The organism is Acutalibacter sp. 1XD8-36, assembly GCF_009917525.1.
In the GTDB taxonomy this organism is placed as follows: Bacteria; Bacillota; Clostridia; order Oscillospirales; family Acutalibacteraceae; genus Acutalibacter.
On record NZ_QZDU01000004.1, the window covers coordinates 42,870 to 64,188 of the forward strand.

Here is a 21,319-nt window from a genome sequence, read left to right on the forward strand (position 1 = left end):
CCCCCTTATAACGGAGAGTGACTAAGTGGTAATGACATTGGAGGCGGACTACGCCGTTCGGATAGTTGAATACCTGACCCGGAACCCGGGCAGATGGGACGCGAAGACCATCTCGGAGAAGATGCAGATACCCCTGAGGTTCTGCCTGAAGATTCTGAGGGGGCTGGTCGGCGCGGGGATGGTCTGCTCCTTTAAGGGCGTTAAGGGGGGCTACAGCCTGGCGCGGCCCGCAGGGGAGATAACCCTTTTGCAGGTTATAGAGAGCGTGGAGGGGCCGTATATGCTCAGCCGCTGCCAGAAGGAGGAGTACAGCTGCGGGCGGGAGCACTGCAAGCTGCACAGCATCTATGAGCGGGTGAGCGCCAGCGTAAGAAGGGAGCTTGATTCCTACACATTCGATGTGATATGTAAGGAGAGCTAAAGGCAAAAGTTTCGTCCACCTTTTCAAAGGTGGTGGGGGTCTTGGGGGCAACGCCCCCGAGCTTACTTCGTGAACTCGGCCGCCGGAGGCCATAAATGTCATGAGAAAAAGAAAGAGAAGTGACTATATTTTGCGAGTACGTGAACCGAAGCGGAGTGCATAGCGCGGCTATTGCAAATCCAAACGAGTTATAGAAAGTGAAGGTAGACAGTAAAAAATAAAATGCAATAGCCAGCCGCGTCCGGCAGGGACCCTGCCGCGGAAAGTTCTACTGAGAAGACGCTATGAGCTATGCAAAACGCGAGAGAAGAAACAGGGCAGAGGGCAAAGCCCGCGCTATACTGCGCCGCTGCGGCGGCTGCGGGAAGAAAAAGGAGTTCATATGCTCGGGTAAATTCCGGGTGAACGCCAACGGCAGAAGGCTTGACGTGTGGCTGATATACCGCTGCGAAAAATGCGGGCACACGCTAAACGTGCCCATATACGAGCGGGCAGCGCCGGGAAAGCTCCCGCCGGAGCTCTATGAGCGGTTCCTTGACAACGATTGGGAGCTGGCTATGGAGTATGCCGGGGACCGGGGATTTTTAAAGGGCCTGGGATATGAGCTGGCGTAAGCCGTGAACAAATAAAAAGCCCGCCTGGGGAAGACCCGGGCGGGTGCTTTATTTGCATTGGCTAAAGGGGCTTTTCGTAGAGGGAGAAGCGCGGAAGGCCAAACTCGGCAAGGCCGATGTCAACGCCCTGCTGTATGCAGGAGTAGCCTGACTTCTCATAGGCCTGGATAGCCGGTGAGTTGCCCTCCCATACATACAGGCGCATGAACCTTGCCCCCTGGGACCTGGCGTGGCCCTCGGCGGCCAAGAGGAGCGCGGAGCCTACTCCCCGGCGCTGGTGCTCGGGGTGGACAGCCAGGACGTGGATATACCATACGGCATCGTCAAAGGCCGGGGCTCCCGGGAAGCCGTCCTCGGCGCTGGGATTTTTTGTGAGCCCGACGGAACCGGCGGGCTCGCCGTCCTCAAGAGCCAGGAGCAGGGCGCCGCTGTAAAGGTACTCCCGGGCGCAGTCCTCGGTGGGGAAGCAGTCCCTGGCCCAGCCGGGGTTATAGGGCTTGCCCTGCAGGGCGTCGCAGACTGTGCCGTAGAGCCCGCCGACTGTATGAAGGTCGGCTTCGCCTGCTGTTCTCACTGTAATAGGCATAGGTACCGCCCCTTTCTTTAAATAAAAATACCCCAGAAACCTGGGGAGCGTGCCCTAAAAGCCAGGCTATACCAAAAAAATGAAAAAAAGATGCAAAAATTTCACAGGAGGGCTTGACAACTGGGAAGATGAGGTTTACAATAATATACTGTATCATCATCGGTAAAAATGTCCTCTTGTACCTGCAAACAGTATAGCACACCGGAAGTACAGGTGTCAAGAGGATAACGCGGAAAAACCGATTTTTTGTATATTTTTAAGGATAGGAGTGGCTGTGCCTAATGGTGAATGTAAAACCGGTCCAGCTGGGTAAAACCAAGCGGATGAGCTTTGGCAAGATAGAGGAAGTCTTGAAAATGCCCAACCTGATTGAAATCCAGAAAAATTCCTATGAGTGGTTTTTGAACGAGGGGCTCCGGGAGGTTTTTAGGGACGTCTCGGGCATTACTGACTTTAACAATAACCTGGTTCTGGATTTTGTGGACTACAAGCTGGACGATACGCCCAACTACAGCGTGACCGAGTGCAAGGAGAGGGACGCCACCTATTCCGCGGCCCTGCGGGTTACCGCGCGGCTGCTCAATAAGGAGACCGGGGAGATAAAGGTCTCCGAGGTCTTCATGGGCGATTTCCCCCTGATGACCCAGAGCGGCACCTTTGTTATAAACGGCGCAGAGAGGGTAATAGTCTCCCAGCTGGTGCGCTCCCCGGGCGTGTACTTTAAAATGGACTACGACCGCTCCGGCAAGGAGCTGTTCAGCTCCACCATCATCCCCAACAGGGGCGCCTGGCTGGAGTATGAGAACGACGTAAACGACGTGCTCTATGTGCGCATAGACAAGAACAGGAAAATACCAATTACGGTATTCGCCCGCTGCCTGGGGCTTGGCACTGACCAGCAGCTCCTGGACTTCTTCGGGGATGACGACCGTATCAGGGCGACTATGGAGAAGGACACCTGCCACTCGGTGGAGGAGGCCCTGTTTGAGATATACCGCAAGCTCCGCCCCAGCGAGCCGCCCACCATCGAGAGCGCCCAGGCCCATATAAATTCCCTGTTCTTCGACCCCAGGCGGTACGATATGAGCAGGGTGGGCCGCTATAAGTATAATAAGAAGCTGCGCCTTGAGGGGCGCCTGAACGGCCATACCCTGGCCCAGCCCATTGCGGACCCCTCCACCGGCGAGGTGCTGGCCGAGGCCGGCGTCACCGTGTCAAGGGAGCTTGCAAGGGAGCTGGACGACGCGGGTGTCACCCAGGCCGTGGTCGCCGTGGACGGCAGGGAGGTAAAGATAATCTCCAACGGCATGGTGGACATACAGAAGTATGTTTCCCTTGACAGGGAGACCCTGCTTTCCTGCGGCATAAACGAGCGTGTGAGCTTCCCGGTGCTCCGGGAGATACTGGACGAGTGCGGGGACGACGAGCGCAAGCTGAAGTCGGCGCTCAGGGCCCGCAAGCCGGAGCTCATACCCAATATCATCACTGTTGAGGACATCTTTGCAAGCATCAACTACATGAACTGCCTGGCCCAGGGCCTGGGGCTCACGGACGATATAGACCACCTGAGCAACAGGCGTATCCGCTGCGTGGGCGAGCTTCTGCAGAACCAGTTCAGGATAGGCTTCTCCCGCCTTGAGAGGGTGATAAGGGAGCGCATGACCCTTCAGGCCCAGGATTTGGAGCAGCTTACGCCCCACTCCCTTATCAACATCCGGCCTGTTGTAGCCGCCATAAAGGAGTTCTTCGGCTCCTCGCCCCTCTCACAGTTTATGGACCAGACAAACCCCCTGGCTGAGCTCACCCATAAGCGCAGGCTCTCGGCCCTTGGCCCCGGCGGTCTCTCAAGGGACAGGGCCAGCTTCGAGGTCCGTGACGTGCACTACACCCACTACGGGCGCATGTGCCCACTGGAGACCCCCGAAGGCCCCAACATCGGGCTTATATCCTATCTTGCGAGCTTTGCCAAGATTAACGAGTACGGCTTTATAGAGGCCCCATATCGCAAGGTGGACAAGGCCACCGGCAGGGTCACCTGCGAAGTGGAATATATGACCGCCGACGTGGAGGACAGCTACGTTGTGGCCCAGGCCAACGAGCCCCTGGACGACGAGGGGCATTTTGTGAACAGCCGCGTGGTCGGCAGGTACAGGGACGAGTTCGTGGATGTGGACGCCGCCAGGGCCGACTATATGGACATCACCCCCAGGATGGTGGTATCGGTAGCCACGGCCTGCATCCCCTTCCTTGAGCACGACGACGCAAACCGGGCCATGATGGGCTCCAACATGCAGCGCCAGGCGGTGCCCCTGCTGAGGACCGAGAGCCCCATTGTGGGCACCGGCATGGAGTATAAGGCAGGCGTTGACTCAGGGGTATGCGTGCTGGCTAAGCGGGGGGGCGTTGTAAAATCCGTCTCCGCTGACCTGGTGCGGGTGACCGCTGACAACGGAGATATTGACGACTATGAGATAATCAAGTTCATGCCCTCGAACCAGAGCACCTGTATAAACCAGGTGCCCATAGTGGACGTGGGCGAGAGGGTTGAGGAGGGCTCCGTTATAGCCGACGGCCCGGGCATAAAGAACGGGGAGATATCCCTTGGCAAGAACGCGCTTATCGGGTTTATGACCTGGGAGGGCTATAACTACGAGGACGCGGTGCTGCTCAACGAGAAGATAGTGCGCGACGACGTGTATACCTCCATACACATCGAGGAGTACGAGATGGAGGCCCGGGACACAAAGCTTGGGCCAGAGGAGATAACCAGGGATATACCAAACGCCAACAACGAGCTTCTAGGGGACCTTGACGACAGGGGCATTATCCGCATAGGCGCGGACGTGCACGCGGGGGATATTCTGGTGGGCAAGGTCACCCCCAAGGGGGAGACGGAGCTCACCGCCGAGGAGCGGCTGCTCAGGGCCATATTCGGCGAGAAGGCCAGAGAGGTGAGGGACACCTCCCTGAGGGTGCCACACGGCGAATACGGCGTTGTAGTTGACGTGAAGGTGTTCACCAGGGAGAACAGCCACGACGAGCTCTCCCCCGGCGTAAACAAGGTGGTGCGCTGCTATATCGCCCAGAAGCGCAAGATTTCCGTGGGCGACAAGATGGCGGGCCGCCACGGAAATAAGGGCGTTGTGTCAAGGATACTCCCTGAGGAGGAGATGCCCTTCCTGCCCGACGGCACCCCCCTGGACATTGTGCTCAACCCCCTGGGCGTGCCCTCACGAATGAACATCGGGCAGGTGCTGGAGGTCCACCTGGGCATGGCGGCCAACGCCCTGGGCTGGAAGATAATGACCCCGGTGTTCGACGGCGCCCAGGAGTCCGACATCCGCGAGTGCTTCAGGATGAGCGATATGAACGAGGACGGCAAGTTCTACCTGAGGGACGGGCGCACCGGAGAGTATTTCGACAACCCTGTGACCGTGGGCTTCATGTACTACCTGAAGCTACACCACCTGGTGGACGATAAGATACACGCCCGCAGCACCGGCCCCTACTCCCTGGTTACCCAGCAGCCTCTGGGCGGCAAGGCCCAGTTCGGAGGCCAGCGCTTCGGCGAGATGGAGGTCTGGGCCCTTGAGGCCTACGGCGCGGCCTATACCCTCCAGGAGATACTGACGGTGAAGTCCGACGACGTGGTGGGCCGTGTCAAGACATATGAGTCCATTGTGAAGGGCCAGAACATCCCAACCCCCGGCATTCCCGAGAGCTTTAAGGTGCTTATAAAGGAGCTGCAGTCCCTGGGCCTGGACATGAAGGTGCTGGACCAGGACGACCAGGAGATAGATTTGAAGCAGACCTTCGACGACGACGATATGGGCCTCACCCACGGCGGCAGCTTTGACGAGGAGAACGTGGCCGACGACCTGGACGGCTACTACCAGGAGGACGAGGACGGCAACTTTATCGACGACGATGAGGACGACGACGGCTTCGACGACGACCTTGACGACGACTTCGGGCTGGACGACGGCGACGAGGACGAGGATTTTTGATCTAACTGGAAAGGAAGAGGACGCATATGGAATTCAACACATTTGAGTCTATAAAGATAGGCCTGGCTTCCCCCGAGAAGATACGGGAGTGGTCCTACGGCGAGGTCAAAAAGCCCGAGACCATAAACTACCGCACCCTGAAGCCCGAGCGCGACGGCCTGTTCTGCGAGAGGATATTCGGGCCCACAAAGGACTGGGAGTGCCACTGCGGAAAGTATAAGCGCATCCGCTATAAGGGCAAGATATGCGACCGCTGCGGGGTTGAAGTGACCCGCAGCAAGGTTAGAAGGGAGCGCATGGGCCATATAGAGCTTGCGGCCCCGGTGTCACATATCTGGTACTTTAAGGGCATACCCAGCCGCATGGGGCTGATACTGGACGTCTCACCCAGGATTCTGGAGAAGGTGCTGTACTTTGCCCTGTATATAGTCACCGACCCCGGCGACGTGAGGGAGCTCACAAAAATGCAGACCCTCACAGAAAAGGAGTACAGGGATTTAAAGGAGAAATATGAGGACGACTTCAAGGCCTCTATGGGCGCCGAGGCCATAAAGGAGCTGCTTTCCGAGATAGACCCCGAAAAGCTCTCCGTCCAGCTTCGGGAGGAGCTGGAGGCCGCCAGCGGCCAGAAGCGTATGCGCATTTTAAAGCGCCTGGAGGTGGTGGAGTCCTTCAAGGCCTCGGGCAACCGGCCCGAGTGGATGGTACTGGACGTGGTGCCGGTGATACCCCCGGACATCCGCCCAATGGTGCAGCTGGACGGCGGGCGCTTTGCCACAAGCGATTTGAACGACCTGTACCGCAGGGTGATAAACAGGAATAACCGCCTTAAAAGGCTCCTGGAGCTGGGCGCGCCGGACATAATAGTGCGCAACGAGAAGCGTATGCTCCAGGAGGCCGTGGACGCCCTTATAGACAACGGCAGGCGGGGCAGGCCTGTTACCGGCCCCAATAACCGGCCCCTCAAGTCCCTTTCAGACATGCTCAAGGGCAAGCAGGGGCGATTCAGGCAGAACCTTCTGGGCAAGCGCGTGGACTACTCCGGGCGCTCGGTTATAGTGGTGGGCCCGGAGCTGAAGATGTACCAGTGCGGCCTGCCAAAGGAGATGGCACTGGAGCTCTTCAAGCCCTTTGTAATGAAGCGCCTGGTGGAGACCGGCGTTGTGAACAATATCAAGGCGGCGCGCAAGTCCGTGGAGCGGGCCAGGTCCGAGGTGTGGGACGCATTAGAGGTTGTAATCAAAAACCACCCGGTGCTCCTCAACCGCGCGCCGACCCTGCACCGCCTGGGCATACAGGCCTTCGAGCCGGTGCTGGTGGAGGGCCGGGCCCTTAAGCTGCACCCCCTGGTCTGCACGGCCTATAACGCCGACTTTGACGGCGACCAGATGGCGGTGCACGTGCCCCTGTCCGCCGAGGCCCAGGCAGAGGCCAGATTCCTTATGCTGGCGGCAAATAACCTTCTCAAGCCCTCTGACGGCAAGCCTGTGGCTGTGCCCACCCAGGACATGGTGCTGGGCTCCTACTACCTGACCCTTGAGAAGGACGGGGAGACCGGTGAGGGCAAGATATTCAGGAATATGGACGAGGCTATGATGGCCTACGACGCAAAGGTCATTGGCCTGCACGCCAAGATAAAGGTGCGTCGCACCGTTGACTTTAACGGCAGGCAGGTCTCGGGCCTCGTAGACACCACCATGGGCCGCATGATATTCAACCGCCCCATCCCCCAGGACCTGGGCTATGTGGACCGCTCCACCCCCGAGGGGGCCCTGCAGTTTGAGATAGACTTCCTGGTGGGCTCAAAGCAGCTTAAGGCCATAATCGAGCGCTGTATAAAGGTGCACGGCACGGAGCGCTCCGCCGAGGTGCTGGACGAGATAAAGGCCCAGGGCTATAAGTATTCCACCATCAGCGGCATTACCGTCGCCGTCTGCGACGCCACCATACCTACCGACAAGAAGGCGCTGGTGGACGCGGCCCAGGAGCAGGTGAACGAGATAGCCGACGAGTACAGCGAGGGCTACCTTTCCGAGAGGGAGCGCTATGAGGCTGTGCTGAAGGTCTGGGACAAGTGCACAAGGGACGTTGCGTCGGCGCTCCAGAGGGGCCTTGATAAGTATAACCCCATCTATATGATGGCAGACTCCGGTGCCCGAGGAAGCATTTCCAACCTGAACCAGCTGGCGGGAATGCGCGGCAATATCTCCAATACCGCCGGCAAGACCATCGAGATACCCATTCGCTCCAACTACCGTGAGGGCCTGAACGTGCTGGAATACTTCATCTCCTCCCGCGGAGCAAGAAAGGGCACTACGGACACCGCCCTGCGTACCGCCGACTCCGGGTACCTTACCCGCCGCCTGGTGGACGTCTCCCAGGAGGTTGTCATCCGTGAGGAGGACTGCGGCACCCATGAGGGCATAGAGGTCTTTGAGATAAAGTCCGGCCCCGAGTCCATCGAGCCCCTGAAGGAGCGGCTGGTGGGCAGGTACCTTGTGGAGGACTACTGCGACGAAAACGGCAATGTGCTGGTCTCCAAGGATAAGCTTATGGATGACCATGACGCCGACACCATAATAGACAGGGGCACCGAGCGCATTAAGATACGCACAGTGCTCAGCTGCCGGGCCCAGAACGGCGTGTGCAAGCGCTGCTACGGCGGCTCCCTTGCAAACGGCAAGCCGGTGCAGGTGGGCGAGGCCGTGGGCATTATCGCCGCCCAGTCCATCGGCGAGCCCGGCACCCAGCTTACCATGCGCACCTTCCATACAGGCGGCGTTGCCAGCGCCGAGGACATCACCCAGGGTCTTCCCCGCATAGACGAGCTCTTTGAGGGCCGCAAGCCCAAGCACGTGGCTATTATCAACGAGCTGGACGGCAGGGTGAGCTTTGAGGAGATAAAGCGCAACCATCATGTTGTTATAACCAACGACGAGACCGGCGATACCCGCTCCTACCTGATACCCTTCGGCTCAAGGGTCACCGTCAAGGAGGGGGAGTATATCAAGCGGGGCAGGCATATTACCGAGGGCTCCGTCAGCCCCCACGACGTGCTGGCTATCAGCGGCGTTGAGGAGGTACAGAACTACCTGATTCAGGAGGTGCAGCGCACCTACCGCATGCAGGGCGTGGACATCAACGACAAGCATATAGAGATAATCGTGCGCCAGATGCTCAGAAAGGTGCGCATAGACGACGCGGGGGATACCGGCCTTCTGGTGGCCTCCCTTGCAGACAAGAACGAGGTGCTCTCTGCAAACGAGGACATCCGCCGCAGGATAGCCCTTGGGGAGACAGGGCTGAGAGAGGCCACCTATACGCCCATACTCCTGGGTATCACCAAGGCCTCCCTTGCCACCGACTCCTTCCTGTCCGCCGCCTCCTTCCAGGAGACCACAAGGGTCCTTACGGACGCGGCTATAAAGGGCAAGGTGGACCCACTGGTGGGCCTCAAGGAGAACGTCATTATCGGCAAGCTGGTGCCAGCGGGCACAGGCCTGAAGATGTACGGCGATGTGGAGGTGGAGTCAGCCGCGGAGCCCAGGGAGGAGATATTCCCCGAGGACCTGGGAGGCCAGGGGGACGGCAGCCTCTTCCCGCCGGCGGGCGAGGCACAGGAGCCTGCCCCCGAGGTGAGCTGAGAAAAACCTTGACAAAGCACTGCCGCTGGTGCTATAATCAGCAGGATGGGCCAAAATGGCCCGGTTTTCACGGCGTTTTGCGGGTGCCGAAGGGCGCCCCGCTGATACGCATATAAAATATTTGAAGAAGGAGGTGCAGCTGAATGCCAACCTTTAACCAGCTGGTTAAAAACGGCAGGTCCGACGCCATTAAGAAGTCCAAGGCCCCCGCTCTCTTGAAGGGATGGAACTCCAAGAAGCGCTCGGCAATCGACCAGGACTCTCCCCAGAAGCGCGGCGTGTGCACGACGGTAACCACCCGTACACCCAAGAAGCCGAACTCCGCTCTGCGGAAGATAGCCCGTGTCAGGCTTTCCAACGGCATCGAGGTGCTCTGCTATATCCCCGGTGTGGGACATAACCTGCAGGAGCACAGCGTGGTGATGATTCGCGGCGGCCGTGTGCGCGACCTGCCTGGTGTGCGTTACCACATCATCCGCGGCGTTTTGGACACCCAGGGCGTGGCCAAGCGTATGCAGGCCCGCAGCAAGTACGGTGCGAAGCGTCCCAAGGCCGGCAAAAAGTAAGGGCCGGTTAGAAGCTTTTTAAGATTTTACTCTAAGCTATTGGCTTAATTTATATAGATTCATGCAGGTGCATACTTGAGGGGTCTTGGTAAATTGCCTTTTAGCTGACCGGAAGCAATAATATCAAAAGTATTATAAATTTTAGATATTATAATGCTTTCGAGTACCGATGAATTCATTTTATGAAGGAGGGAAGATTATGCCAAGAAGAGGCAATGTGGCAAAGCGCGACGTTTTGCCGGACCCTTTGTATAACTCCAAGCTGGTCACCCGTCTCATCAACAGCGTAATGCTGGACGGCAAGAAGGGCGTTGCACAGAAGATTGTGTACGGGGCCTTCGGGATTGTCCAGGAGAAGACCGGCAAGGAGCCTTTGGAGGTCTTCGAGCAGGCCATGGAGAACGTCATGCCGAGCCTCGAGTGTAAGTCCCGCCGTGTTGGCGGCTCCACCTATCAGGTTCCCATGGAGGTGCGCCCCGAGCGCAGGCAGACCTTAGGGCTGCGCTGGCTGACAGCCTTCGCCCGCACCCGCAACGAGCGCACCATGCGCGAGCGGCTGGCAGGCGAGATTCTGGACGCCATAAACGGCGCAGGCGGCGCTGCAAAGAAGCGCGACGACACCCACCGCATGGCGGAGGCCAACAGGGCTTTCGCACACTACCGCTGGTAAGCGGCAGTCCGCGGGAGCAGACTGCGGTAATAAGAAGGGCCGACGCCCGCGGAGCTTATCTGTGTGGATTACGGCCCGGAAAATCGCGCAAACCTATAGGATATAAGGAGGAAACAACGTATTTATGGCCAGGCAGGTACCACTGGAATTAACCAGGAACATCGGCATTATGGCTCATATCGATGCCGGTAAGACGACAACGACAGAGCGTATCCTGTTTTATACAGGTGTCAACTACAAGATAGGCGAGACCCACGAGGGTGCCGCCACCATGGACTGGATGGCCCAGGAGCAGGAGCGCGGCATCACTATCACCTCCGCCGCTACAACCTGCTTTTGGCCGGACCGCAACGGCAAACAGAACCGTATAAACATCATCGACACCCCCGGGCACGTGGACTTTACCGTTGAGGTACAGAGGTCCCTGCGTGTGCTGGACGGCTCGGTGACAGTGTTCTGCGCCAAGGGCGGCGTTGAGCCTCAGTCCGAGACAGTATGGCGCCAGGCGGACGAGTACAAGGTCCCCAGGATGGCGTATGTAAACAAGATGGACATTATGGGCGCGGACTTCTTCCGCGTGGTGCAGATGATGAAGGACAGGCTCAAGTGCAACGCCGTCCCCATCCAGCTGCCAATCGGCGCCGAGGACTCCTTCAAGGGCCTTATAGACCTTGTGAACATGAAGGCCTACGTCTACTACGACGACCTGGGCAAGGATATCCGCGAGGAGGAAATCCCCGAGGATATGAAGGAGCTGGCCGAGAAGTACCATGGCGAGATGATTGAGCACGTGGCCGAGCTGGACGACGCCCTTATGGAGAAGTACCTTGAGGGCGAGGAGCTCACTATCGAGGAGATAAAGACCTGCATCCGCAAGGCTACCCTTGCAAACCACATGGTGCCCGTCACCTGCGGTACTTCCTACCGCAATAAGGGCGTGCAGAAGCTTTTGGACGCTATAGTGGACTATATGCCCGCCCCCACCGACGTCCCCGCCATCAACGGCGTGAACCCCGACACAGAGGAGGAGGTCGTAAGGCATTCCTCCGACGAGGAGCCCTTCTCCGCCCTGGCTTTCAAGATAGCCACGGACCCCTACGTGGGCAAGCTCTGCTTCTTCCGCGTATACTCCGGCTCCGTTGAGGCCGGCGCCACCGTTTATAACTCCGTCAAGGACAATAACGAGCGCATGGGCCGCATAGTGCAGATGCACGCCAACGACCGCAAGGACATCGACCGCGTTTACGCCGGAGACATCGCCGCCGCTGTGGGTCTGAAGAATACCACCACCGGCGACACCCTCTGCGACGAGAAACACCCGGTCATCCTTGAGTCCATGGAGTTCCCCGACCCGGTTATCAGGGTCGCCATAGAGCCCAAGACCAAGGCAGGCCAGGAGAAGATGGGCATAGCCCTCTCAAAGCTTGCCGAGGAGGACCCGACCTTTAAGGCGTATACCGACGAGGAGACAGGCCAGACTATTATCGCGGGCATGGGTGAATTGCACCTGGAGATAATCGTTGACCGCCTGCTGCGCGAGTTCAAGGTGGAGGCCAACGTGGGCAAGCCCCAGGTTGCATATAAGGAGACCATCCGCAAGAACTCCGAGAGCGACACCAAGTACGCCCGCCAGTCCGGCGGTAAGGGCCAGTACGGTCACGTTAAGATTCGTATCGAGCCCAACCCCGCAGGGGGCTATGAGTTTGTCAACGCCGTTGTGGGCGGCTCAATACCCAAGGAGTATATCCCCGCTGTTGACCAGGGTATCCAGGGCGCAATGCTTGCAGGCGTGCTGGCCGGATACAACGTGGTGGATGTAAAGGTCACCCTGTACGACGGCTCCTATCACGAGGTCGACTCCTCTGAGATGGCCTTTAAGATAGCAGGCTCAATGGCCTTCAAGGAGGCCATGCGCAAGGCCGACCCGGTGCTCATGGAGCCCATTATGAAGGTGACGGTCATCACCCCCGAGGAGTATATGGGCGACGTTATAGGCGACCTGAACTCCAGGCGCGGCATGATTCTCGGCATGGACGCCCTTCCCGGTGCCCAGCAGGTAAACTCCGAGGTGCCGCTCTCCGAGATGTTCGGCTACGCCACAGACATGCGTTCCCGCACCCAGGGCCGCGGGCAGTATACCATGGAGCCCGCCCACTATGCCGAGGTGCCCAAGAACATCTCTGAGAAGATTATCAGCGACCGCGGCAAAAAGTCCGAATAAATCATAAATTATCCTTGCTTTTTTTGCCCAATGCTGGTAAAATGTAAAGCAAGATACGTCCAGAATATTTTATATTGCAAGGAGGCAATTTTCCAATGGCTAAGGCAAAATTTGAACGCAACAAACCCCATGTAAACATCGGCACCATCGGCCACGTTGACCATGGCAAGACCACCCTCACCGCCGCCATCACCAAGGTGCTGGCTATGAAGGGCGACGCCGACTTTATGGATTACGCCAACATCGACAAGGCTCCCGAGGAGCGCGAGCGCGGCATTACCATCAATACCGCCCACGTTGAGTATCAGACCGACGCGCGCCACTATGCCCACGTGGACTGCCCCGGCCACGCCGACTATGTTAAGAACATGATTACCGGTGCCGCTCAGATGGACGGTGCTATCCTGGTGGTCTCCGCTGCTGACGGCCCCATGCCCCAGACCCGCGAGCACATCCTGCTTGCCCGTCAGGTTGGCGTGCCCAGCATCGTGGTGTTCATGAACAAGGTCGACCAGGTTGACGACGAGGAGCTGCTGGAGCTGGTGGAGATGGAGGTCCGTGACCTTCTCAACGAGTACGAGTTCCCCGGCGACGACACCCCCATTATCAAGGGCTCCGCTCTGCAGGCCCTGGAGTGCGCCAGCAATGACCCCTCCGACCCCACCTACGCCCCCATCCTTGAGCTGATGAGCTCTGTTGACAGCTATATCCCCACTCCCGAGCGCAAGTCCGACCTGCCCTTCCTGATGCCCGTTGAGGACGTCATGACCATCACAGGCCGCGGCACCGTTGCCACCGGTCGTGTGGAGCGCGGTCAGCTGAAGCTCAGCGAGGAGGTCGAGCTGGTAGGCCTTACCGAGGAGACCCGCAAGGTGGTCGTCACCGGTATCGAGATGTTCCGCAAGACCCTGGATTACGCTGAGGCCGGCGACAACGTGGGCGTGCTGCTCCGCGGCGTACAGCGCAACGAGATTGAGCGCGGACAGGTTCTGTCCAAGCCCGGCTCCATCCATCCCCACACCAAGTTCAAGGGCCAGGTTTACGTTCTGACCAAGGACGAGGGCGGACGCCACACCCCCTTCTTCAACAACTACCGTCCCCAGTTCTATTTCCGCACCACCGACGTGACCGGCGTTATCTCCCTGCCCGAGGGCACCGAGATGTGCATGCCCGGCGACAATGTTGTGATGGACGTTGAGCTCATCACCCCCATCGCCATCGAGGAGGGCCTGCGCTTCGCTATCCGCGAGGGCGGCCGCACTGTTGGCTCCGGCGTTGTTACCGCCATCAATTCCTAATTTGTAACCTACGGAAGGCTCCTTTACGGGGCCTTCTTTTGTTATATCATGAGAGGGGAGCTTTGGATGAAAAAGGGGAAGCGAATAATTGCGGGGGCAGTCCTGACCCTTATCCTGCTGGCGGGGGCGTACAGGCTGTGGCCCCGCTCCTTTAAAAGTATAGCAGGTGGAGAGACCGGAGAGTTGGCAGAGGCTTCCTGCTTCCTGACTGTGAACAGCTTTGAATCAGGTATGTCCTTCTATGAATTGAAAACAGGGGACCATGCCCTGGCTGGGGGTCTGCTGGACATCCTTGAAAACTGCCGGTATCAGGGGGACTTCCGAAACCTTATCCCAGGCGGGCCGGACAGCCTGGGCTCCGGGAGGAACTATGACGGACGCCACCTGGAGATTGAGCTGCGCTTTGCAGGCCGGGAGGAGCCTTTCAGCCTGCACCTTGCGGACCGGGACAGCGGGCTTTGCGGGTATGGCATAGTGCACCCGACTAACGGCGATACATTTGCGGAGCTTGCGGAGTACGTACAGGAGCATGGCGTGCCCTGGACCGCCGGGCTAAATACCTTCACCTCGGCGGTCAGGAGCGGGATACGTGAAGGATATATGCTAAGGAAAATACACATATAGATAGGAGCGGCTGAAATGGCAATCAAAATGATAGTGACCGACCTGGACCGGACCCTGCTCCGGGACGACAAGACCATCTCAGAATATACCTCAAATACCCTGGAGGAGCTGGCCCGCAGGGGCATATCATTTGTGATAGCCACAGCCAGGCCCGCCAGGGCGGTGCGGAAGGCCATGCCATGGCTCAGGTATGACGGAGCCGTATTCTTCAACGGCGCGGTGGTAATGGCGGGAGAGGAAAGCCTGGGAGCCTATAAGGTGGAGGGGGCTTTCCGTATAGTGACGGATATACTCAGGGAGAGGCCCGGGACCCTGCTCTCCGTGGAGATGGACGACTATCTCTACAGCAATATCCCCCCTGAGGGGATGGGGGACTGGGGCAGCGACTACTGCTATACCACGGACTTTAAGGAGACCGCCGGGCGGCTGGTTGAGAAGATTCTCATATCCTCAAAGGAACTGCCGCCAGAGAGGTGGATGGAGGAGTACGCAAGGTACATACCCCAGGGGCTCTACATGCAGATGTCGGAGAAAACCCTGATAATGGTGATGAACCGGCAGGCCACGAAGCTGGGCGGCATAAGGCTGTTGGCTGAGCGCTGTGGGGTGGGGCTCAGCGAGATTGCCGCATTCGGGGACGATGTGAACGATATGGACATGCTCCGGGAGTGCGGCACCGGGGTGGCGGTGGGAAACGCCCTGGCGGAGGTGAAGGCCGTGGCCGACGAGGTCTGCGGGAGCAATGAGGAGGACGGGGTGGCCCGGTGGATAGGGGAGAATGTGCTGGCGTGAGGGAAGGGCTGTATAATGTCCCAAGGCCAGCCCAATGACCCTTGACTTTCAACCCCCTTTATGCTATAATACCCGGTAAAGACGCTGACGGAGACAGGCAGGCGGAGTGTATGGCCCCAGAGAGCCGGTGGGTGGTGTGAACCGGCGCCGAAGCTTTGCGCTGCATCCCTCCCAAGTCGCGAGCCGAACACGACATTCGCCTGACGGCGAAGTCGTCAAGTAAGCAAGCCGGGCCCCACCGTTACCGGGGAGCTATTGGTGGATAGTGTAAATGGGTGGTATAGCGAAGGTTCCCTTCGTCCCGTTTCGGGGCGGGGGTTTATTTTTTTGAAAAAGCTGAAAGGAAGATTGAAGATGAGCAAGTACAGGGAGGTCTCCGCAAACATGGATTTTGTGGAGCGGGAGAAGGCCACGGAAAAATTCTGGCGGGAGAACAGGATATTTGAAAAGAGCGTGGAGGAGCGGGAGGGGGCCCCGGCCTATATATTCTATGACGGCCCCCCAACAGCCAACGGCAAGCCCCATATAGGGCACCTGGAGACCAGGGCCTTTAAAGACATGTTCCCCCGGTACCACACCATGAAGGGCAGGGAGGTCCAGCGCAAGGCGGGGTGGGACACCCACGGCCTGCCTGTGGAGCTGGAGGTGGAGAAGCTGCTGGGAATCAACGGCAAGGAGCAGATAGAGGAGTACGGAATCGCGCCCTTTATTGACAAGTGCAAGGAGAGCGTGTGGAAATATAAGGGCATGTGGGAGGATTTCTCAAAGTCTGTCGGCTACTGGGCGGACATGGAGCACCCCTATGTGACCTATGAGAACAGCTTTATTGAGAGCGAGTGGTGGGCGCTCAAACAGATATGGGACAAGGGGCTGCTTTATAAGGGCTTCAAGATAGTCCCCTACTGCCCCCGCTGCGGCACGCCCCTTTCATCCCACGAGGTGGCCCAGGGCTATAAGGACGTGAAGGAGCGCTCGGCCATCGCCAAGTTCAGGTGCAGGGGCGAGGACGCATACATCCTGGCCTGGACCACCACCCCCTGGACCCTGCCCTCCAACGTGGCCCTCTGTGTCAACGCCGGGGAGGACTATGTGAAGGTCAACTATACTAAGGAGGATAAAACCGAGACCTACTATATGGCGGAGGCCCTCTGCGACAAGGTGCTGGGGGAGGGGAGCTATACTGTGCTGGAGCGCTATAAGGGCTCGGAGCTTGAGAACAAGGAGTATGAGCCCCTATTTGACTTTGTCTCCCCCAAGGAGCGCTGCTGGTATATAGTCTGCGACGACTATGTGACCCTCACCGACGGCACCGGCATAGTGCATATAGCCCCGGCCTTCGGCGAGGACGACGCCAAGGTGGGCAGGAAATACGGCCTGCCCCTGGTGCAGCTTGTGGACCAGAAGGGCCAGATGACCTCTGAGACCAAGTGGCCCGGAGTGTTCTGCAAGGATGCGGATAAGGAAATACTAATAGATTTGGAGGAGCGGGGCCTCTTATTCTCCGCGCCCAAGTTCGAGCACAGCTATCCCTTCTGCTGGCGCTGCGACACCCCCCTTATATACTACGCCCGGGAGAGCTGGTATATCGAGATGACAAAGGTGAAGGACCGGCTCATTGCAAATAACAACACCGTCAACTGGCTCCCTGAAAGTATCGGCAGGGGGCGCTTCGGGGACTGGCTGGAGAACCTTCAGGACTGGGCCGTAAGCCGTAACCGCTACTGGGGCACGCCGCTGAATATATGGGAGTGCCAGTGCGGGCACAGGCACGCGGTGGGGAGCATTGCGGAGCTGAGGGAGCTCTCCCACAACTGCCCTGAGGACATAGAGCTCCACAGGCCCTATGTGGACGAGGTGACAATCACCTGCCCCCACTGCGGCAAGGAAATGCACCGTGTGCCCGAGGTAATAGACTGCTGGTTTGACTCCGGGGCCATGCCCTTCGCCCAGCAGCACTACCCCTTTGAAAATAAGGAGCTATTTGAGAGCCAGTTCCCCGCGGACTTCATCAGTGAGGCCGTGGACCAGACCAGGGGATGGTTCTACTCCCTTCTGGCCATATCCACCCTGCTTTTTGACAAGGCCCCCTATAAAAACGTGCTGGTGATGGGCCTTGTGCAGGACGAGGAGGGCAAGAAGATGTCAAAGTCCAAGGGCAATGCCGTGGAGCCCATGGAGGCCCTATCCGACTTCGGCGCGGACAGCCTCAGGTGGTTCTTCTACACCTGCTCCGCCCCGTGGCTGCCCAAGAACTTCAGCAAGAAGGGGGTTGTAGAGGGGCAGAAGAAGTTCTTCTCCACCCTCTGGAACACCTATGCTTTCTTTGTGCTGTACGCCAATATAGACGAGTTTGACCCCACAAAGCATAAGCTTGAGGACTGCCCGCTGACGGTGATGGACCGCTGGCTCCTCTCAAGGCTCAACTCCACCGTGAAGGCCGTGGACGAGAACCTTGCCGCCTATAAGGTGCCCGAGACCGCCAGGACCCTCCAGGACTTTGTGGAGGAGCTCTCAAACTGGTACGTGCGCCGCAGCCGCGAACGCTTCTGGGTGCAGGGGGAGGCGGGGGACAAGACCGCCGCATATATGACCCTCTATACGGCGCTGGTGACAGTGGCGAAGCTCCTGGCTCCAATGGCCCCCTTTATGAGCGAGGAGATTTACCGCAACCTGGTGTGCTCTGTGGATGAAAAGGCCCCGGAGAGCGTGCACCTGTGCACCTTCCCCGCCTGTGAGGAGGGCCGCGTGGACAAAAAGCTTGAGAACCATATGGACGAGGTGCTGAGGGTAGTCACCCTGGGCCGGGCCGCAAGGAACCAGGCCAACATCAAGAACCGCCAGCCCCTGGGCAAGCTCTTTACAGACGCGGACCCGGGCCTTGGGGAGCTGTACAGGGAGATAATCCGCCAGGAGCTGAACGTAAAGGAGATATGCTTCCTCAGCGATATGTCCGGGCTCACCTCCTACAGCTTCAAGCCACAGCTGAGGATACTGGGCCAGAAGTACGGCAAGCGCATAGGAGCTATACGCCAGGCCCTCTCTGAGCTGGACGGCAGTGCGGCGAAAAAGCAGCTCGACACAGAGGGAGCGCTCACCCTCACCCTGCCGGACGGCGGCATCAGCCTCACCCCCGAGGAGCTGCTCATAGAGACCAGCCGCAAGGAGGGGTATACTTCAGAGTCCGACAGGGGGCTCACGGTGGTGCTTGACACGGCCCTCACAGAGGAGCTCATAGAGGAGGGATTTGTCAGGGAGATAGTCTCGAAGCTCCAGTCCATGAGGAAGGACGCGGGCTTCTATGTGACCGACCATATCGTGGTGAGCCATAAGGGTAGCCCCAAAATAGAGGAGATACTTGAGCGCAACTCAGAGGAGATTCTGGGCGACGTGCTGGGCGACAGCCTTGCCTGTGGGGAGCTTAGGGGGTATACCGCACGGTGGGACATCAACGGTGAGCAGACTGAGCTGGGGGTTGAGAAGGTGTGAGCATAAAGGCAAAATGCGTGCTCTTCGACATCGACAACACCCTCTTGATAAAAAAGCCCACCATCCAGGAAAAGGTCTATGAGGCAGCAAAGCCATTGCTGCCGGAGCTCACCATGGAGGATGTGGAGAGAGCCTATGCCAGCAGCGAGCTCTGGCAGGGGGAGCAGATACAGAGGGAGAACGAGACCGGCGTGCGTATGCCCGACGGGGAGTACCTGCAGAATATCCTGAGGATTTACAGGGATGCCCTTGGGATGCCGGAGGAGTTGCCGGAAGAGCTCCGGGGGGTGTTCATGAGGAACTATACCATGGAGTATGAGCCCGCGCCCGGGGCGGCGGAGACCCTTGAGATACTGAAGGCCCGGGGGCTCAGCCTGGGTATCGTCAGCAATAACACCTCAAAGGTGCGCGGCGCGCTGGAGGGGCTTGGGCTGGACAGGTTCTTTGGCAGCATAGTCATATCAGAGGAGGCCGGGCTCTATAAGCCGGACCCGGCTATACTGGAGCTGGCCTGTAAACAGCTCGGGGCCGCCCCCGGGGAAAGCGTGTACGTGGGGGACCACCCCTTTGACATACTCTGCGCCCACTCGGCGCATATGCCTGTTATCTGGATGCCGGTAAACCTGTATATGAGCGTACCTGAGCATATAGGCCCGCCGGAGCACAGGGTGGAGTCCCTAAGCGAGATAGCCGGACTTTTAGAGTGATAATAATAAATAAGCAGGTCCCGGTTTTCCGGGGCCTGCCTGTTTGTTTATCGGGTCTTATAGCTTTGCCTCACCGGCAAGCTGCTCGGCGGGCAGTAGGGCCTTATACCTTTTAAGGAACCCTGCAAAGCCCTCTGTGTCCACAGGGTCCGGGGCCGAGGTGGAGCCCTTTGCCCCGGCGAAGACCTTTTGCTCCAGATAGCCGGGGAGGTCCATGCCGCCGCCGTTCATACTGTACATTGCGAGGACTGCCATGCCCCAGGGCCCGCCCTCACCGGCGGTGGACATGACGCTTACAGGCACGCCAAGGGCGCCGGCCATAAGCCGCTGGCCCACCTCGGGTGTCTTGAACAGCCCGCCGTGGCCGGTGAGACAGTCCAGGGCGGCGTGTTCCTGCTCCAGCAGCAAATCCATCCCCAGCTTCAGTGGGGCCATTGCCGCAAAGAGCTGGGCGCGCATGAAGTCCCCAAGGGTCAGGGGAATCTCTGGCTGGCGGGCGAGCAGGGGGCGGCCCTCCCTAAGGCCTATTACAGGCTCCCCTGAGTAGCAGTTATAGGCGGTCACCCCGCCGCAGTCCGGGGCCCCGGAGAGGGCCTCGTTATATAGCATATCGTAGAGCCGGGGCTTTGTGAGCTTTGTACCGGCCCTCTCCAAAAGCTGGGCAAAGAGGGACACCCAGGCGTCTAAATCCGAGGTGCAGGTGTTGCAGTGGACCATGGCTACAGGGGCCCCGGCGGGGGTCGTCACCATGTCCAGCTCCGGGTACACCCTGGAGAGGGGCTTCTCCAGTACCACCATTGCGAATATGGACGTGCCGGCGGACACATTGCCTGTGCGGGGGGCGACGCTGTTTGTAGCCACCATGCCTGTGCCCGCGTCGCCCTCGGGTGGGCATAGAGGTATGCCCGGCTGAAGGGTCCCGGTGGGGTCCAGGAGCCTTGCGCCCTCCTCTGTAAGGGCTCCGGCGTTTGCCCCGGCGGGCAGGACCTGGGGAAGTATGTCCGAAAGCCGCCAGGGTACGGCTTCATCGCTAAGGAGCCGGTCGAAGCTCTCCTCCATGCCCCTGTCAAAGGAGCAGGTTTCGCTGTCTATGGGGAACATCCCCGCCGCCTCGCCGACGCCCAGCACGTGCCTGCCGGTGAGCCGCCAGTGTATGTAGCCCGCAAGGGTAGTCAGGTGGGCAAGCCTCGGGATATGGGGCTCCCGGAGCCTTATGGCCCTGTAGAGGTGGGCAATGCTCCAGCGCTGGGGTATGTTGAAGCTAAAGCGCTGGGTGAGCAGCCCGGCCTCCTCCTCGGTGATGGTATTGCGCCAGGTGCGGAACTCCGTAAGGGCCGCGCCATTTTCGTCAAGGGGCAGGTAGCCGTGCATCATAGCCGAAATCCCCAGGGCCCCAAGGGTGCGAAGCTCCGCGCCGCACTGCTCCTTCACACTGAGAGAGAGCTCCCTATAGGCGCTCTGTATGCCTGAGACCGTGTCCTCCAGCCTGTAGGTCCATACCCCGCCTGCAAGGCTGTTCTCCCAGTCGAAGGCCCCGGAAGCGATTGGGGAGAAGTCCGGGCCAATCAGCACGGCCTTTATGCGCGTGGAGCCCAGCTCTATGCCAAGGGCGGTTTCACCGGCGCTTATTGCGGCGGCGGTTTGAGTTACCGTCATAAAATATCCTCCTATAATCCCAAAGAT

General features: G+C 58.9%; 14 protein-coding genes. 12 read left to right on the top strand and 2 right to left on the bottom strand.

Translation table 11 applies throughout. The features are described from left to right. The first annotated feature begins 31 nt into the window (after positions 1-31). Both D5270_RS08195 and D5270_RS08200 read left to right on the top strand, forming a co-directional pair. On the top strand, positions 32-421 hold the full coding sequence (locus D5270_RS08195) for an RrF2 family transcriptional regulator (RefSeq protein ID WP_207709340.1): 390 nt from the start codon (positions 32-34) through the stop codon (positions 419-421). Positions 422-705: 284 nt separating this feature from the next. Continuing rightward, positions 706-1,035, top strand: a complete 330-nt coding sequence (locus tag D5270_RS08200) for a DUF1062 domain-containing protein (RefSeq protein ID WP_166543643.1) — start codon at positions 706-708, stop codon at positions 1,033-1,035. A gap of 61 nt (positions 1,036-1,096) precedes the next feature. Here the strand turns inward: D5270_RS08200 and D5270_RS08205 are convergent, their stop codons facing one another. After that, positions 1,097-1,621, bottom strand: coding sequence for a GNAT family N-acetyltransferase (locus D5270_RS08205; RefSeq protein ID WP_166543644.1), 525 nt, complete (start codon positions 1,619-1,621; stop codon positions 1,097-1,099). Positions 1,622-1,902: 281 nt separating this feature from the next. Between D5270_RS08205 and rpoB the strand changes: the two genes are divergently transcribed. The 10 genes from rpoB to D5270_RS08255 all read left to right on the top strand — a co-directional run bounded on the left by rpoB (position 1,903) and on the right by D5270_RS08255 (position 19,636). Beyond that, a complete protein-coding gene (gene rpoB, locus D5270_RS08210) occupies positions 1,903-5,628 on the top strand; it encodes a DNA-directed RNA polymerase subunit beta (protein ID WP_166543645.1) in 3,726 nt (1,241 codons plus the stop codon). A gap of 26 nt (positions 5,629-5,654) precedes the next feature. Further along, positions 5,655-9,272: a DNA-directed RNA polymerase subunit beta' gene (rpoC, locus tag D5270_RS08215; protein ID WP_166543646.1), complete on the top strand. Its 3,618-nt coding sequence runs from the start codon at positions 5,655-5,657 to the stop codon at positions 9,270-9,272. A gap of 143 nt (positions 9,273-9,415) precedes the next feature. Beyond that, positions 9,416-9,838, top strand: a complete 423-nt coding sequence (gene rpsL / locus D5270_RS08220; RefSeq protein WP_161472957.1) for a 30S ribosomal protein S12 — start codon at positions 9,416-9,418, stop codon at positions 9,836-9,838. Positions 9,839-10,037: 199 nt separating this feature from the next. Continuing rightward, on the top strand, positions 10,038-10,508 hold the full coding sequence (gene rpsG / locus D5270_RS08225; RefSeq protein ID WP_161472956.1) for a 30S ribosomal protein S7: 471 nt from the start codon (positions 10,038-10,040) through the stop codon (positions 10,506-10,508). Between the two features lie 124 nt (positions 10,509-10,632). Continuing rightward, positions 10,633-12,729: an elongation factor G gene (fusA, locus tag D5270_RS08230; protein WP_166543647.1), complete on the top strand. Its 2,097-nt coding sequence runs from the start codon at positions 10,633-10,635 to the stop codon at positions 12,727-12,729. Positions 12,730-12,824: 95 nt separating this feature from the next. Further along, on the top strand, positions 12,825-14,027 hold the full coding sequence (tuf, locus tag D5270_RS08235) for an elongation factor Tu (protein WP_166543648.1): 1,203 nt from the start codon (positions 12,825-12,827) through the stop codon (positions 14,025-14,027). A gap of 66 nt (positions 14,028-14,093) precedes the next feature. Beyond that, a complete protein-coding gene (locus D5270_RS08240) occupies positions 14,094-14,651 on the top strand; it encodes a hypothetical protein (protein WP_166543649.1) in 558 nt (185 codons plus the stop codon). A gap of 15 nt (positions 14,652-14,666) precedes the next feature. Then, complete coding sequence (locus D5270_RS08245) at positions 14,667-15,443, top strand: HAD family hydrolase (RefSeq protein ID WP_166543650.1); 777 nt, start codon at positions 14,667-14,669, stop codon at positions 15,441-15,443. 354 nt (positions 15,444-15,797) lie between these two features. Continuing rightward, the gene (gene ileS, locus D5270_RS08250) at positions 15,798-18,929 is read left to right on the top strand and encodes an isoleucine--tRNA ligase (RefSeq protein WP_166543651.1); all 3,132 of its coding nucleotides are present in this window, start codon (positions 15,798-15,800) and stop codon (positions 18,927-18,929) included. Beyond that, the gene (locus D5270_RS08255; RefSeq protein WP_166543652.1) at positions 18,926-19,636 is read left to right on the top strand and encodes an HAD family hydrolase; all 711 of its coding nucleotides are present in this window, start codon (positions 18,926-18,928) and stop codon (positions 19,634-19,636) included. Before ileS ends, D5270_RS08255 begins: the two co-directional genes overlap by 4 nt. Before the next feature lie 57 nt (positions 19,637-19,693). Here D5270_RS08255 and D5270_RS08260 read toward each other — a convergent pair whose 3' ends face one another. Continuing rightward, positions 19,694-21,292: a xylulokinase gene (locus D5270_RS08260; RefSeq protein WP_166543653.1), complete on the bottom strand. Its 1,599-nt coding sequence runs from the start codon at positions 21,290-21,292 to the stop codon at positions 19,694-19,696. Positions 21,293-21,319: the final 27 nt, after the last annotated feature.